Source organism: Streptomyces sp. NPDC048361, from assembly GCF_040651795.1.
GTDB lineage: Bacteria > Actinomycetota > Actinomycetes > Streptomycetales > Streptomycetaceae > Streptomyces.
The window spans coordinates 1-13725 of the sequence record NZ_JBEZKW010000107.1; the positions used below are offsets into that span (position 1 = coordinate 1).

13 protein-coding genes are annotated in these 13725 nt (G+C 71.1%); 5 read left to right on the plus strand and 8 right to left on the minus strand.

Annotated features, from left to right (window positions below; all coding sequences use genetic code 11):
• Positions 1–286 precede the first annotated feature (286 nt).
• The 4 genes from AB0D31_RS33770 to AB0D31_RS33785 form a co-directional block, all read right to left on the minus strand.
• Positions 287–853 carry a PadR family transcriptional regulator gene (locus tag AB0D31_RS33770; RefSeq protein WP_362730457.1) on the minus strand — a complete coding sequence of 189 codons (567 nt, stop codon included), beginning with the start codon at positions 851–853 and terminating at the stop codon, positions 287–289.
• Positions 854–871: 18 nt separating this feature from the next.
• A complete protein-coding gene (locus AB0D31_RS33775; RefSeq protein WP_362730459.1) occupies positions 872–1408 on the minus strand; it encodes a DinB family protein in 537 nt (178 codons plus the stop codon).
• Positions 1409–1587: 179 nt separating this feature from the next.
• Positions 1588–3045 carry an aldehyde dehydrogenase family protein gene (locus AB0D31_RS33780; protein WP_362730462.1) on the minus strand — a complete coding sequence of 486 codons (1458 nt, stop codon included), beginning with the start codon at positions 3043–3045 and terminating at the stop codon, positions 1588–1590.
• 81 nt (positions 3046–3126) lie between these two features.
• Complete coding sequence (locus tag AB0D31_RS33785; protein WP_362730465.1) at positions 3127–4026, minus strand: helix-turn-helix transcriptional regulator; 900 nt, start codon at positions 4024–4026, stop codon at positions 3127–3129.
• Positions 4027–4317: 291 nt separating this feature from the next.
• Here AB0D31_RS33785 and AB0D31_RS33790 point away from each other — a divergent pair, with 291 nt between their 5' ends.
• A complete protein-coding gene (locus AB0D31_RS33790; protein WP_362730468.1) occupies positions 4318–4818 on the plus strand; it encodes an ATP-binding protein in 501 nt (166 codons plus the stop codon).
• Between the two features lie 118 nt (positions 4819–4936).
• Here AB0D31_RS33790 and AB0D31_RS33795 read toward each other — a convergent pair whose 3' ends face one another.
• The 3 genes from AB0D31_RS33795 to AB0D31_RS33805 all read right to left on the minus strand — a co-directional run bounded on the left by AB0D31_RS33795 (position 4937) and on the right by AB0D31_RS33805 (position 8997).
• Positions 4937–5176, minus strand: coding sequence for a DUF397 domain-containing protein (locus tag AB0D31_RS33795; RefSeq protein ID WP_053724624.1), 240 nt, complete (start codon positions 5174–5176; stop codon positions 4937–4939).
• A 246-nt stretch (positions 5177–5422) separates the two neighbouring features.
• A complete protein-coding gene (locus tag AB0D31_RS33800; protein ID WP_362730471.1) occupies positions 5423–7486 on the minus strand; it encodes an FUSC family protein in 2064 nt (687 codons plus the stop codon).
• A gap of 371 nt (positions 7487–7857) precedes the next feature.
• Positions 7858–8997: a DUF2786 domain-containing protein gene (locus AB0D31_RS33805; RefSeq protein ID WP_362730474.1), complete on the minus strand. Its 1140-nt coding sequence runs from the start codon at positions 8995–8997 to the stop codon at positions 7858–7860.
• Positions 8998–9282: 285 nt separating this feature from the next.
• On the opposite strand from AB0D31_RS33805, the gene AB0D31_RS33810 reads away from it, so the two are divergent.
• Complete coding sequence (locus AB0D31_RS33810) at positions 9283–9987, plus strand: DUF4232 domain-containing protein (protein WP_362730477.1); 705 nt, start codon at positions 9283–9285, stop codon at positions 9985–9987.
• Between the two features lie 46 nt (positions 9988–10033).
• On the opposite strand, the gene AB0D31_RS33815 is transcribed toward AB0D31_RS33810, so the two are convergent.
• Positions 10034–10555, minus strand: a complete 522-nt coding sequence (locus AB0D31_RS33815) for a carboxymuconolactone decarboxylase family protein (RefSeq protein ID WP_362730480.1) — start codon at positions 10553–10555, stop codon at positions 10034–10036.
• Between the two features lie 58 nt (positions 10556–10613).
• On the opposite strand from AB0D31_RS33815, the gene AB0D31_RS33820 reads away from it, so the two are divergent.
• The 3 genes from AB0D31_RS33820 to AB0D31_RS33830 all read left to right on the plus strand — a co-directional run bounded on the left by AB0D31_RS33820 (position 10614) and on the right by AB0D31_RS33830 (position 13339).
• A complete protein-coding gene (locus AB0D31_RS33820; RefSeq protein ID WP_362730483.1) occupies positions 10614–11168 on the plus strand; it encodes a MarR family winged helix-turn-helix transcriptional regulator in 555 nt (184 codons plus the stop codon).
• A 60-nt stretch (positions 11169–11228) separates the two neighbouring features.
• Positions 11229–12239 carry an aldo/keto reductase gene (locus AB0D31_RS33825; protein WP_362730486.1) on the plus strand — a complete coding sequence of 337 codons (1011 nt, stop codon included), beginning with the start codon at positions 11229–11231 and terminating at the stop codon, positions 12237–12239.
• Between the two features lie 107 nt (positions 12240–12346).
• On the plus strand, positions 12347–13339 hold the full coding sequence (locus AB0D31_RS33830) for an aldo/keto reductase (RefSeq protein ID WP_362730489.1): 993 nt from the start codon (positions 12347–12349) through the stop codon (positions 13337–13339).
• Positions 13340–13725 lie beyond the last annotated feature (386 nt).

A 13725-nucleotide genomic window follows, 5' to 3' on the forward strand; every position in this document is an offset into this window, starting at 1 on the left:
CCCGACGGCGCTTGCCCACCCACCCGCCCGTGCGGCTACTTGAGAGAGCAGCCCCCTGGGGCTCCGCCCCAGACCCCGACGGCGCTTGCCCACCCACCCGCCCGTGAGGCTACTTGAGAGTGCAGCTCCCTGGGGCTCCGCCCCAGACCCCGTTCGCGCCTGAACGGCGCTCGTCCCCAATCGCCGGACGGGCTGAGGATGTCCATGCGGGCCGGCATCGAGTAGTCAAGGGACGCGGGGAACTGCGCGAAATCCCGGCGGGGAGGACGGGCCGCGTCCCGGAGGGTCAAGCCGCCTCGCCCGCGAAGACGTACGCGCCCCCCTCGATCCGGGAAACAAGCCCCCGCGTCCACTCCGCCCCCGCATCGGAAGCGTGCACCCACATGTTCATGATCTCCCCGATGTGCCCGAACTCCTCCGCCCCCTTGCCCCCCAGGTAGTACTCCGTCGCCGACCCGCGCCACGCCGCCAGCTTCTCCAGGCGGGCCCGGAGCAGGGCGAGGACCTCCGTGCGGGGCAGGTCCACCATGAAGCCGATCGCCGCCGACATCACGTCCGGCTTCTGGTTGTACGAGGACAGCGCCTCGCGCAGCAGCCGGAAGTACTCCTCCTCGCCGGCCCCGGTGAGTTCGTACTCCGTGCGCGGCGGCCCGCCGGCCGTGCTGGGCGCCACCTCGTGCGCGAGGAGCGCGCCCTGCTTCGCCAGCTGCTTCAGCGCGTGGTAGATCGACCCCGGCTTGGCGTTGGACCACTCGTGGGCGCCCCAGTACTCCAGGTCGCTCCGCACCTGGTAGCCGTGGGCCCGGCCGTGCTGACGCACCGCGCCGAGCACGAGGAGGCGGATGGTTGACATGGCCGCCAGCCTATGACCTCAGCTGTTCGCGGCAGCCACCAGCTCGAACGCCGTCTTTCCGTCGAGCGACTCACGGATGATGTCGGCGTGCCCGGCGTGCCGGGCGAACTCCTCGACCAGGTGCATCATCAGCCAGCGCATCGAGACCCGGCCGTCCTTGGGGAACCACGGGGCCGGCGGCAGCGGGAAGGTGTCGTCGAGCGAGGGCACCTTGCGGACGAACTCCTCGGTTTCGAGCGCCACTTCGTCCCAGAAGGCCAGGATTCCCTCGACGGTCTCGTCGCCGGTCAACTGGAAGCTCTCGTGCCAGTTGGACTGGTCGCGCTGCTTTTCGTTCGGCCGCTGCTGCGCCATCCGCAGCCAGTTCAGCTCGCACTCGGCGTTGTGCTTGAGCAGCCCGGACAGGGACAGCTCGCTGGCGCTCGGGCGGGTCGCGGCCTGCTCGTCGGTGAGGCCGATGACCGAGCGGCGCAGGGCGCCGCGCTGGGCCTCCACGAAATGCAGGAGCGCCCCGCGCTCGTCGCCATGTGCTTCGGAGGGAACGTGCGTAACCATCGTCAAACCGCCTTCATCCGGGTCTCGTTGGCCTGCGTCAGCGACTCCGGCGGCGCATCCCGCGCCCCGCCCCGCCCCGCCCCGCCCCGCCCCGCCGACGAGAACCACGGTAGGCCGCATAGAGGTCAGACCCTGTCCTCTATCGAGACTGCCGGCGCTCCCGGCGCCCTCGGGCCGGATCAGAACGGGAACGGGCTCCGCTCGTGCTGCACCGAGATCCACTTCTGGGTCGTGAACGCCTCGACCGTCGAGTCGCCGTTCAGCCGCCCGAGACCCGAGTACTTCTCGCCGCCGAAGGCGACCAGCGGCTCGTCCTGGATCGTCGAGTCGTTGACGTGCATCATCCCGGTCTCGATCCGCTTGGCGAACCGCACGCCGCGCTCCACATTGGCCGTGTGCACGGCGCCGCTCAGGCCGTACGGGCTGTCGTTCGCCATGCGTACGGCCTCCTCCTCCCCATGGAAGGGGATGAGCAGGGCGACCGGACCGAAGATCTCCTGGCGCAGGACCGAGGAGTCGGCGGGCAGGCCCGCGAGGACGGTGGGCTCCACCAGGTTGCCGTGGGTGCTGCCCCGGACCAGCGCGGTGCCGCCCTCGGCCAGTGCCTGGTCGACCAGTGACGTGAGCGCGTCCGCCTGGAAGGTGTTGATGACGGGGCCGATGTCGGTGGCCGGATCCGCCGGGTCGCCGGTCCTGAGTGAGGCGACCTTCGCGAGGAACTTGGCCGTGAACTCCTCCTCCACCGACCGGTCGACCAGGATCCGGTTGGCGGCCATGCAGACCTGGCCCTGGTAGACGAAGCGGCTGAAAACCGCCGCGTCCACCGCGTAGTCGAGGTCGGCGTCGTCGAGGACGACCAGCGCGCTGTTGCCGCTCAGCTCCAGGATGACGCGTTTGAAGTGGCTGCCGGCGACCGAGGCGACATGGCGGCCGGTGCGGTCGGAGCCCGCGAAGGAGATCACCTTCGGTACGGGGTGCTCTATCAGCGCGTCGCCGATCTCGGCGATGTCGGTGACCAGGACGTTCAGTAGGCCGGCGGGGAGCCCCGCGTCCTGGAAGATCTTGGCTATCAGCCCGCCGCCGACGACCGGCGCGTTCTGGTTCGGCTTGATGACGACGGCGTTCCCCAACGCCAGTGCCGGGGCTATGGACTTGATGGTCACCAGGAAGGGGAAGTTGAACGGGCTGATCACGCCGATCACACCGACCGGGAGGCGGTAGACGCGGTTCTCCTTGCCGTCGACCGGCGACGGCAGGATGCGGCCCTCGGGGCGCAGCGCCAGCTGGATCGCCTCGCGCAGGAACTCCTTGGCGAGATGGACCTCGTACACCGCCTTGAGCCGGGTGCCGCCCAGCTCGCTGATCATCGCGTCGATGATCTCGGCCTCGCGCTCCTCGGTGATCCGCAGGGCGCGCTCGAAGACGAGCCGGCGGGTGTACGGGTTGGTCTCGGCCCATTCGCGCTGCGCGCGCTGGGCGGCGCGGTAGGCCTCGTCGACCTCGTCGACGGTGGCGACGGTGATGGCGGCGAGTTTCTCGCCGTTGTACGGATCGAAGTCGATGATGTCCCACGACCCGCTGCCGGTGCGCCACTGGCCGTCTATGAACTGGTACGCGAGGTCGGTGAAGAAGGACATGCCATCCCCTACTGCTGTGTCCGCCGGCTCCGCGCGGTCAACCGCGTAACTGGCCTGATGTGACGTCATCCTACTGATGAGTCAGCCGAGTTGAAGGAGTCCGCGCAGAAGATCGCGGCTTTCCTCCGGGCCGGGGCTGTCCTGTTGCAGCCGCGACATCGCGCGTTCGTACTGCGCGACCTCTTCCGCCTTGTCCAAATACAGTGCGGAGGTGAGCTGTTCGAGATAGACGATGTCCGACAGGTCCGACTCGGGGAACCGCAGCATCGTGAAGGCGCCGCTCTCGCCCGCGTGCCCGCCGAAGCTGAACGGCATCACCTGGAGGTGGATGTTGGGCTGCTCCGACATCTCGATGAGATGTTTCAACTGGCCCCGCATGACGTCGCGTTCGCCGTACGGGCGGCGCAGCGCGGCCTCGTCGAGTACCGCGTGGAACTGGGGGGCCCGCTCGGACACCAGGGCCTTCTGCCGCTCCAGACGCAGCGCGACCCGCTTGTCGATCTCGGCGGCGGGCGCTCCCTGCATGCCACGCGAGACCACGGCGTGGGCGTAGGCCTCGGTCTGCAACAGGCCGTGCACGAACTGGACTTCATAGATACGGATGACCGAGGCGGCGCCCTCCAGACCGATATATGTCTGGAACCAGCCGGGCAGCACATCGCCGAAGCTGTGCCACCAGCCCGCGATGTTGGCCTCCTTGGCGAGGCCGAGCAGGGACATGCGCTCGGATTCGTCGCCGACGCCGTAGAGCGTGAGCAGGTCCTCGACATCCCTGGCCTTGAAGCTCACGCGCCCCAACTCCATACGACTGATCTTGGACTCGGACGCCCGGATCGAGTACCCGGCGGCTTCCCGCGTGATGCCGCGCGACTCACGCAGGCGCCTGAGTTGAGAGCCCAGCAGAATGCGCCGGACCACGGAGCCTCCGCCGGCCTCGACTGCGCTCGGCCGGGGGGATCCCCATGCCTCCCCTGCGGTCACTTCGCCGCCCTCCCCATCCAATGGTGCGGTGCAGTCTGCCATCAAAACGCTTCACCCCGTACCCGCGCGATTACGGAAATGGTCAAGGAGCGAAATCGGCCTGAGGAACTTCTGAGGAAGAAATGAGCAAGAAACGGCACGGGCAGGGACAGGTCGGTCGCGTGCACGTGCATCTGCCCTTGCATCGGGCCCAAGCATTCGGAACCATGGCCCTCGCGCACCTGCGTGCTCAACTGCGTCTAGTCGCTTGCGTCCTGTACCGCCACGGCCGCGAACCCGGGAGTGCCTCGCATGGGGACGAATGGATCGACCATGCTGGAGCCTTGTCAGCCGTTGCGGCAGGCGCTTCCCCCCTTCGACCCCTCGACCGTGGCGGGTTCCGCGTCCTGCGCGCTGCCCGCCCGCTTCGAAGCCGTGGGCGGGGCACGGAAGTTCACGAGATCCACGCTGACGCAGTGGGACCTCGCCGAGTGTTTCGACGACGTCGCGCTCGTCGTCTCCGAACTGGTCACCAACGCCCTGCGCCACGCGCTGCCCGCGGACACCCCGCGCGAGACCGAGGTGCCGGTACGCCTGCATCTCATGCGCTGGACCAGCCGGCTGGTGTGCGCGGTGCGCGACCCCAGCGACGACAGCCCGGTCGAGCGCGAGCGGGACGACTTCGGCGCGGAGTCCGGCCGCGGCCTGTTCCTGGTCGAGTCGTTCGCCGACAGCTGGGGCTGGCACCCGCTGACGGGGGCGGTCGGCGGCAAGGTCGTCTGGGCACTGTTCCGCCTCCAGCCCGCCGACTGACCGGGCCAGGCTCAGCCCGCCGACGGATTCGAGGCAGGTCAGCCCACCGCCGGTCGGGCCAACTGCCAGTCGGCCCGATGGCAGTCAGTCAGTCCGCCGCCAGTCGGCCCGCTGCCGCTCAGTCCGCTATCAGGTGATCGAACTCCCCGTCCTTGATACCGAGGAGCATCGCCTCGATCTCCGCTCTGGTGTAGACCAGGGCGGGCCCGTCGGGGTGGCGTGAATTGCGTACCGCCACTCCGCCTCCCGGCAGTTTGGCGAATTCGACGCAGGACCCCTGCGAATTGCTGTGCCGGCTCTTCTGCCACGCGGCACCCTGAAGCTCCGCTGCCGCCATGCCGTTGTACGCGTGGTGCAAGGTCGCTCCCGGGAATGTGCAGACGTACACCTGTGAATGGTCAACTGACCCGGATCATAGCTTTGTTCATGTGCGCCTGCATGGGAAGATGCACGTGCACGCGGGGTGCCCAGGCGGTTACAGGGTCTCGCCGGGGCCGCCCGCGTCCCATCCCTGGTCTGCACCAGCAAGAGACGCAGTCCAGGGCGTTCTGGTTCACGAGTCACGCCTGTGAGGCGCCGATGTCACGCTTGTGGGGCGACGACGTCACGCCTGGGGGGCGTCGTCCGGCACGGTCAGTGCGTCGGTCAGGTCGTCGAGGCAGTGCAGCACCAGGCCGGCGCCGCTGCGGACAACACGGTCGGGCACACCCTCGCCGTCCCACGCAGCCAGGGCCTGCTCGACTTCTTCCCAGTGCGGAACCCGGCGCTCACGTACGGCTTTCGCCCCCCGCTCGGTGGCTTCGCGCAGCGCCTCGGCGAGTTTCGCGGCGGCCGGCACCGGCGTCGCATCGCCCTCCGGCAGATGCGCCTCCATCAGCATGGCCGTACGCCCCAACTGGCTGAGCGCGTGGGCGGCTTCCTCGGCCGACGAGCGCGAGAGGCCCCGGTGGCGTACCGGCTCGTGGGTGGCCTTGTCGAGCGCCTCCTGCCAGGCGATGCGGGCCGCGCGGGTGTCGAGCAGCGCCTCACGGACCGGGCCGGAGCCGCGGCCGGGGTCGGCGTAGTGGGCGACGACCGCGGAGGCGTACCGTCCGCTCGCGGCGAGCCAGTCGGCGAGGCGGGTGCGCAGGCGGGGCGTCTCCCACGCCGGATAGACGGCGTACGAGATCATCGCGAGCGCCCCGCCGATCAGGGTCAGGAAGACCCGGTCGGGCACGGTCTGGGTCCACTGGAGGCCGCCCATGCCGAGCAGGAACACGACGTACGCGGAGACGCAGCCGCTCAGCACCGCGTAGCCCGTACGCATCAGCAGATACGCCAGGAACGCGCAGGTCACCGCGATGGCGGCGGAGAGGCCGGTGTCCGGGTGGGTGAGCTGCACGATGCCGGTGGCGAGGGCGACGCCGACGAGGGTGCCGCCGAAGCGGGCGACCGCACGGGCGTAGGTGAGCGAGAAGTCCGGCCGCATCACCATCACCGAGGCCATCGGGGCCCAGTAGCCGTGGCCGAACGGCAGGACGTGGCCGAGCAGATAGCCGGCCGTGGCCACCGCGCAGACCCGCACCGCGTGCCGGAACACGGGCGAGTGCCGGTTGGTGACTTCGGCGCGCATGGTGCGCAGGGCGAGCGGGACCAGGCGCGGCAGGGTGGGCCGGAGCAGGGGCTCCGCTCCCGCGCCCGTGCCGCTGCCCTGGGCGGTCTCCACGACGTCGGCGAGGAGCGCGATGAGCCGGGCCGCGGCGCGGCGGGCGGGTCCGGTGAGGATGGCCCCGGTGTCGGGGGTGGCGAGCGCGGCCTCGGCGGCGGGCGGGATGACGGCGGCCTCGCCGTGCCGCACCGCGCGGGCCGCGACGTCGAGCACGGTGGCCGCCGCGGCGAGCAACTCCCGTACGCGGTCGCGCTCCTCGCCCTCCTCGGGCACGCCGAGCGCCGGGTCGGCGAGCGAGGCGAGCACCGGGCGGATGCGCTCGGCGACGCCGCGGGAGCCGTGGAGTTCGGAGGGACGCCGACGGGCCTCGCGCGGGGTGACGGCGGCGGCGAGGCGGGCGGTCATGAGGGGCTGCGGGTCGAATGGGGCGACCGGGTCGTGCCGCAGCCTGCGCGCGTAGTCGGCCTCCGCGGCAAGCGCGTCGGCGAGTGCGTCGCGCTGTGCGCCCCAGCGGCGGATGGGGAACAGGACGACGAGGGCGGCCTGGACGACCCCGCCGAACGCGATCATCGCGGCGTGCCCGGCGGCTTCGGCGAGCGAGCTGGGCAGCGTGACGGTGACCAGCATGATCGCCACGTTGGACGAGGCGATCACCCCGACGGTCGGCCCCACGGCCCAGGCGAGGCCGGCCAGGAACGTCCACAGCGCGAGCAGCACCAGGAAGAACGGGGAGTGGGTGCCGACGAGGTAGCCGAGGAAGGTGGAGAGCGCGAGGGAGAGCCCGGAGGCGAGGGCGAGCGCGGGGCGCGGGCGCCAGCTGCGCTGGTACGTGGCGATGGCGCCCTGGAACGCGCCGAACGCGGAGCTCGCGGCGACGGAAGGGCCGAAGAGGGTGAGGCTGATGCCGACGACGACGGCGAGGCCGGCTGCGCCGCGCAGCGCGACGAGGGGTTCGAGCCGACGCGGCTCCACCTTCAGCCCCGAACGGGCGGTCTCCTTCAACGCCCGGAGCCAGCTCATGATCCCGAGCGTAACGGTTCCCCCGCCCCGAGCGGATCCCCCTCGCAGGCAGCCCGCCACGAACCCCCTGCGGCCCGCCCCTGGGTGGCTCGCCCTTGGCCGGGCGGCCGGCATCGGCATCCCTCCCCCTTGGCAGGGCGCCCATCCCGGGCCACCTCAGCCCGTCCGGCGTTTGAGGACGAGCGCCCTTCAGGCGCGAACGGGGTCTGGGGCAGAGCCCCAGCAACCCCGGCCTTCGTCTGCACACCGTGCTGGGGCACCCGCGCAGTTCCCCGCGCCCCTAGGAGGGCACCCGGCACCGAGCCCGCCACCCGAGCCCACCGCGGCGGAGCCGAGCCACGCGGCCGCGCCCGCCGCGGCGGAGCCGGGGGTTACTCGATGCCGGGGCGGAGGCCCGGGTGATGGGCGCGGTCGGCGGCGGCACGCCCATCACGCCAGCCCGACTCGTCGGACACCCCCCGCACCCGCGTCGACACCGTCCGGGGAAACATCTCCTCCGCCCGCCCCGCGACAGCCACCGCCCGCGTCGCCAGAACCGGAAGGAGCTCACCCCCGAACTCCGCCTCCACATGCCGCGCCGTCGCAGACAGCAGGTCGCCGAGCCGCCCCGCGTACGCCAGCAGGAACGACTGCCGGAACGTCTTCGTGCGCTTGCGCCCACCCGCCCGCTGCGCCGCCTCGGCCTTCGTCATCGCCGCCGTACCCTGCACGAGCAGCGAGGTGTGGAGGAGCTCGACCGCCTCCAGGTCGCTCTCGAAGCCGACGACCGTCGTGAAGCCGAGCGCGGAGTTCCACACCGCCCGGCAGTGGTTGGCGGAGGCGACCGCGTCGAGCAGAATCGCCTTCGCCGTCTCATACGGCGCGTCCACCCCGATCCGGCACGCCCCCGGCACCTCCCCGCCGGCCCGGCCGCCGCTCCCACCGCCCGTACGCCCCGCGAGCAGCGCCTCGTCCACGCTGTGCCGCGCCATCAGCTCCTGCGCCTTGGCGCTGAGCGCCTCCGCCTCCTCGGGGAACCCCGTCGCCTCGGCCTTGGCGAGCAGCGCCCGGATCCGGGCCAGCGTCTTGGGTTCGCCGTGCACCGGCGGCCCGAGCACCGAGGCACCCGGCACGGGCCCGGCCGGCTCGATCGCGGGCAGCGCGAGCAGCAGCCGGTACAGTTCAAGGACAGCGGTGGCGTACGAGAAGCGGTCGGCCCGCCACGCCTCGCGCGGCAGCTCGTCCACCTGCCCCTGCCACCGCGCGGGCAGCCGCTCGTAACGGGCCAGCTCGTCGCGGATCAGCACGCTGAGCATGCGTACGTGCGGCTCGTCCAAATCCCGCCGTACGATCCGTACGACATCGGCGGGCTGCCAGCCCCGCTCCCAGGCGCGCCGCACGAACTCCCTTCCTCGCAGGGCGAGTTCGTTGTCCGCGTCGGGCGTGGCGGCGAGCAGCGAGGCGCCGGTGTCGAGCGCGGCGTCGCCCTCGATGTACAGCGCCGCCGCGAAGGCGCGGTCGACGGCCTCCATCACCGCACCCCGCATCCGTGCGACCAGCTCACCGCGATGGGCCCCACCGACATGGGAGTGTCTCCTCACCGATCCGCAACCGCTTCGTACGCTCGATCCGCACACCCGAGCCATGCACCCGAGCCGCACGCCCGAACCGCACGCCCGATCCATACGTTCCGGACACGATCGTCCCAGCAATCGAACGGAACCACGAAACGCACCGAGTCCCGCCCCGGTCCCACCGCCCCGGTCCCGGTCCACAGCCTGTGGACGGAGAAACGGATACCGAACGAAAGGTCCGCCGTGTTGCGCCTGCGCACCCACCACCCAGCCCGCACCGCCCTCGCCCTCGTCACCGCCGGTCTGACCCTCGCGCTCACCGCCTGCGGCAGCGACGGCGGCGGCTCCGGCAAGGTCGCCACCGACACCCCCAGCGCCACCGGCTCAGGTACAGGCACCGGAACCGGCACCGGCACGGGCACTCCCTCCGGCTCCGCCGGCGCGGACGGCGGCCGCACCATGGCCCCCTCCGGCGGAAACTCGGGCGGCGGCACCAACGCGGGAACCGGCCCCGGGACCGGGCCCGCCGGCTCGCACTGCCTCACCTCCCAGCTCGCCTTCGCCATCGCCCCCGGCAGCGGCGCCCAGGCGGAGGAAGCGCAAGGCACCCTCACCGTCACGCTGACCAACCAGGCCGCCAAGGCCTGTGCGATGAAGGGCTATCCGGGGGTCGACCTGGTGGGCGGCGCCACGCGGTGGTCGCTGACGCGCGGGACCGCCGAGTCGCCGGCGACGGTCACGGTGCGGCCCGGCGCGACGACCACCTTCACCCTCTTCTACTTGCCGTTCCACAGCGGCGACGGCAAGGAGTTCACGCCGCGGAGCATCGTGGTCACCCCGCCGGACGAGACCCACTCCCACACCCTGCCCTGGACCTTCTCCTCGGTGCTGCTCCAGGACGGCGCCACCCATCCCGGCACCTACATCGGCCCCATCGGCTCCAAGTGACGTACGTGGTGGCCCACTTGAGATGACGCACGTACGCGGGGAGGCATCACATGCCCGCGCCCGTGAGCCGGTTCGCGAACGTGGACAGGGTGTAGGTGCCGATGCCGAGAACCACTTCGAGGGCGTTCTGCTCGGTGTATCCGTACGACAGGAAGTCCCGGACGGCCTCGTCCTCGACGCCGCCCGCCTTCGCGAGGACCGCGAGGGTGAAGCGGCGTACGGCGTCCAGCCGGGGGTCGGCGAGCGGACGGCGCTCGTGCAGGGCGGCCACCAGTTCGTCGTCGGCGCCCAGCTCGCGCAGCCGGCCGGTGTGCATCGCCACGCACACGTGGCACTCGTTGCGGACCGCCACCGTCATGACGAGGACCTCGCGCGCGACCGGGTCGAGGGTGGCCTGCTCGAAGATGCCGTTCAGCTTGAGGAAGCCGTCGAGGAGGTGCGGCGATGTGGCCATCTTCGCCACGGGCGGGGTGAGCCGGCCGAGGTGGCGGACGGTCGCCTCCATCGACTTGCGCGCGGCGGCCGGGGCCGATTCCAGGGTGTGCTCGGCGAACAGGGTGGTGGACATGGTGAAGCCCTACTTCCGTACGGCCGGGTGCGGCTCACGCCGAGGCCCCGGGACTAGAATGGACAACGTGGTTGACGAAAAAAAGGTAAACCAGGTTGTCGATCCGCGCAACAGCGATCCCTGCGACAGCGATCCGCGCGACAGCGATCCGCGCGACGCACCCGGATACGAGCTCCCCCTGCTCCTCCTCGCCGGGTTCCGCTCGCTCATCGACCGGCTGCACGCCGAGCTCGCCCGCCAGGGCCACCCCGAGCTGCGCCCGGCCCACGGCTTCGCCCTCCAGGCGATCGGGCTGCCCGGGTCGACCGCGAGCGAGATCGGCCGGCGGCTCGGCGTCTCCAAGCAGGCGGCCGGCAAAACGGTGGACCGCCTCATCGGGCTGGGCTACGCCGAGCGCGCCGACGACCCCGGCGACGCCCGCCGCAAACTGGTCCGGCTCACCCCGTACGGCCTCGACGCCCTCGCCCGCTCGGCCGCCATCTTCGATGAGCTGCGCGGGAATTGGGGCGAAACCCTGGGCCACGACCGGCTGCGCGAGCTCGAAGCGTCCCTGCGCACGGCCGTCCCGCCGGAGGCCTTCCGCCTCGACGCGTCGAGCTGGCTGGGGAGTTGAGGAAGGCATCGCACCTTCCGCCCTTGCGTAGAGCGCACACGAGCAGGATTTGATGGGCGCATGAAGTACACACAGCTCGGACGCACCGGACTCCAGGTCAGCCGTCTCGTCCTCGGCACGATGAACTTCGGCGGCGAGACCGACGAGGCCGGCAGCCACGCGATCATGGACACCGCCCTCGACGCGGGCGTCAACTTCTTCGACACCGCCAACATCTACGGCGTCGACGAGGAAAAGGGGCTCACCGAGAAGATCCTCGGTTCATGGTTCGCTCAGGGCGGCGACCGCCGGGACAAGGTCGTCCTCGCCACCAAGATGTACGGGGACATGACGCAGGGCAACTCCTGGCGCACCCAGTCCTGGCCCAACCACAACAAGCTGTCGGCGGTCAACATCCGCCGCGCCGTGGAGGCTTCGCTCAAGCGGCTCGGCACCGACCACATCGACATCTACCAGTTCCACCACGTCGACCGGGCCACCCCGTTCGAGGAGATCTGGCAGGCGGTCGACGTCCTCATCACCCAGGGCAAAATCCTGTACGCGGGCACCTCCAACTTCCCCGGCTACAAGATCGCCCAGGCCAACGAGACCGCCGCCCGCACCGGACGGCTCGGCCTCGTCAGCGAGCAATGCCTCTACAACCTCGCCGAACGCCGCGCCGAGATGGAGGTCATCCCGGCCGCCCAGGAGTACGGGCTCGGCGTCATCCCCTGGTCGCCGCTGAACCAGGGGCTGCTGGGCGGCGCACTGCGCAAGGAGCGCGAGGGAGCGGTATCGCGCACCACCCGGGCCGGCCGTTCCGCCACGGGGCTGGCCGACCCGGCCATGCGGGCCCGGGTCGAGGCCTACGAGAACCTGCTCGCCAAGCACGAACTCGACCCCGGCGAGGTGGCGCTGGCCTGGCTGCTCACGCGGCCCGGCGTGACCGGCCCCATCGTCGGCCCGCGCACCCCCGCCCACCTCGAATCGGCGTTGCGCGCACTGGAGTTGGAGCTGAGCGAGGAGCTGCTCGGCGCGCTGGACGAGATCTTCCCGGGCCCGGGCCCGTCTCCGGAGGCTTTCGCCTGGTAGGCCGCGTAGACCAGTGGGCGGGACCACGTAGGTGAAGCCGGGCGAGGTCCGAAAGCCCCGCCTGCCCCCTTGCCTTGAGCGCGCTCGAAGACGTTGGCTGGTTGCCCATGAAGTACACGCAGCTCGGACGCACGGGTCTCCAGGTCAGCAGGATCGTCCTGGGGACGATGAACTTCGGACCGCAGACCGACGAGGCGGCAAGCCACGCGATCATGGACGCCGCGCACGGCGCGGGGATCAACTTCTTCGACACCGCCAATGTGTACGGCTGGGGCGAGAACAAGGGCCGTACCGAGGAGATCATCGGCAGCTGGTTCGCCCAGGGCGGCGACCGGCGCGACAAGACCGTCCTCGCCACCAAGCTCAACGGCAACATGGCGGCGGGCGAGCCCTGGCCCAACCACCACAAGCTGTCGGCAGTCAACATCCGCCGCTCCGTGGAGGCTTCGCTCAAGCGCCTGCGCACGGACCACATCGACATCTACCAGTTCCACCACATCGACCGCCTGACCCCGTTCGAGGAGATCTGGCAGGCGATCGACGTCCTCATCACCCAGGGCAAGATCCTTTACGCCGGTTCGTCCAACTTCCCCGGCTACAAGATCGCCCAGGCCAACGAGATCGCCGCCCGCACCGGACGGCTCGGCCTCGTCAGCGAGCAGTGCCTCTACAACCTCGCCGAGCGGCGCGCCGAGATGGAGATCGTGCCGGCCGCCCAGGAGTACGGGCTCGGCGTCATCCCCTGGTCGCCGCTGCACGGCGGGATGCTCGGCGGCATCCTGCGCAAGGAGCGCGAGGGCACGGCGGGCCGTTCCAAGGGCGGGCTCGCGGCGCAGGCGCTTTCGACCCCGGCGGTGCGGCAGCAGGTGCAGGCGTACGAGGAGCTCGTCGCCAAGCACGACCTCGACCCCGCGGAGGTGGCGCTGGCCTGGCTGCTCACGCGGCCGGGCGTGGCGGGACCGATCGTCGGCCCGCGGACGGCGGACCAGCTCGACGCGGCGGTGCGGGCGGTCGAGGTCGACCTGTCCGAGGAGTTCCTGACGGCACTCGACGACATCTTCCCCGGCCCGGGTCCGTCACCGGAGGCCTTCGCCTGGTAGGCCTCCGGTCGCGGCGCGACGGTCGTGCGCCGGGCGTACGAGGCGGCCGCGACGGGGCGGTGGCGGACGCGGTCAGCGGGCGGCGGCCGCCACCGCCACCACGACGAACATCAGCACGAGCACACCGGCCATGATCCGGTTCCTGGTCTTCGGGTCCACCCCTTGAGCGTAACCGCCCGCGCCGGGCGGCCCGCGGCGGGGCGACCCGTGTGGACCGGTGCCGGCGCGGCCTGGCAGTGGCCGCGGACCGTGTTCCGGCACATTTACGCAGGACGGCCCGGCTCCCACTGAGGGGGCCGGGCCGAGTCCGCGTACATCCGCGTACATCCGCGTAACTACGCGAAAAGCGGTCACAGGACAGAAGCGCGATCAGCGCGCCGACTCGC

Bases quoted from the DNA above. Each gene is read 5' to 3' on its own strand.
- AB0D31_RS33770 (WP_362730457.1), bottom strand. From the start codon at position 853: ATGTCAACCATCCGCCTCCTCGTGCTCGGCGCGGTGCGTCAGCACGGC.
- AB0D31_RS33775 (WP_362730459.1), bottom strand. From the start codon at position 1,408: ATGGTTACGCACGTTCCCTCCGAAGCACATGGCGACGAGCGCGGGGCG.
- AB0D31_RS33780 (WP_362730462.1), bottom strand. From the start codon at position 3,045: ATGTCCTTCTTCACCGACCTCGCGTACCAGTTCATAGACGGCCAGTGG.
- AB0D31_RS33790 (WP_362730468.1), top strand. From the start codon at position 4,318: ATGGGGACGAATGGATCGACCATGCTGGAGCCTTGTCAGCCGTTGCGG.
- AB0D31_RS33800 (WP_362730471.1), bottom strand. From the start codon at position 7,486: ATGAGCTGGCTCCGGGCGTTGAAGGAGACCGCCCGTTCGGGGCTGAAG.
- AB0D31_RS33805 (WP_362730474.1), bottom strand. From the start codon at position 8,997: ATGGAGGCCGTCGACCGCGCCTTCGCGGCGGCGCTGTACATCGAGGGC.
- AB0D31_RS33815 (WP_362730480.1), bottom strand. From the start codon at position 10,555: ATGTCCACCACCCTGTTCGCCGAGCACACCCTGGAATCGGCCCCGGCC.
- AB0D31_RS33820 (WP_362730483.1), top strand. From the start codon at position 10,614: ATGGACAACGTGGTTGACGAAAAAAAGGTAAACCAGGTTGTCGATCCG.
- AB0D31_RS33825 (WP_362730486.1), top strand. From the start codon at position 11,229: ATGAAGTACACACAGCTCGGACGCACCGGACTCCAGGTCAGCCGTCTC.
- AB0D31_RS33830 (WP_362730489.1), top strand. From the start codon at position 12,347: ATGAAGTACACGCAGCTCGGACGCACGGGTCTCCAGGTCAGCAGGATC.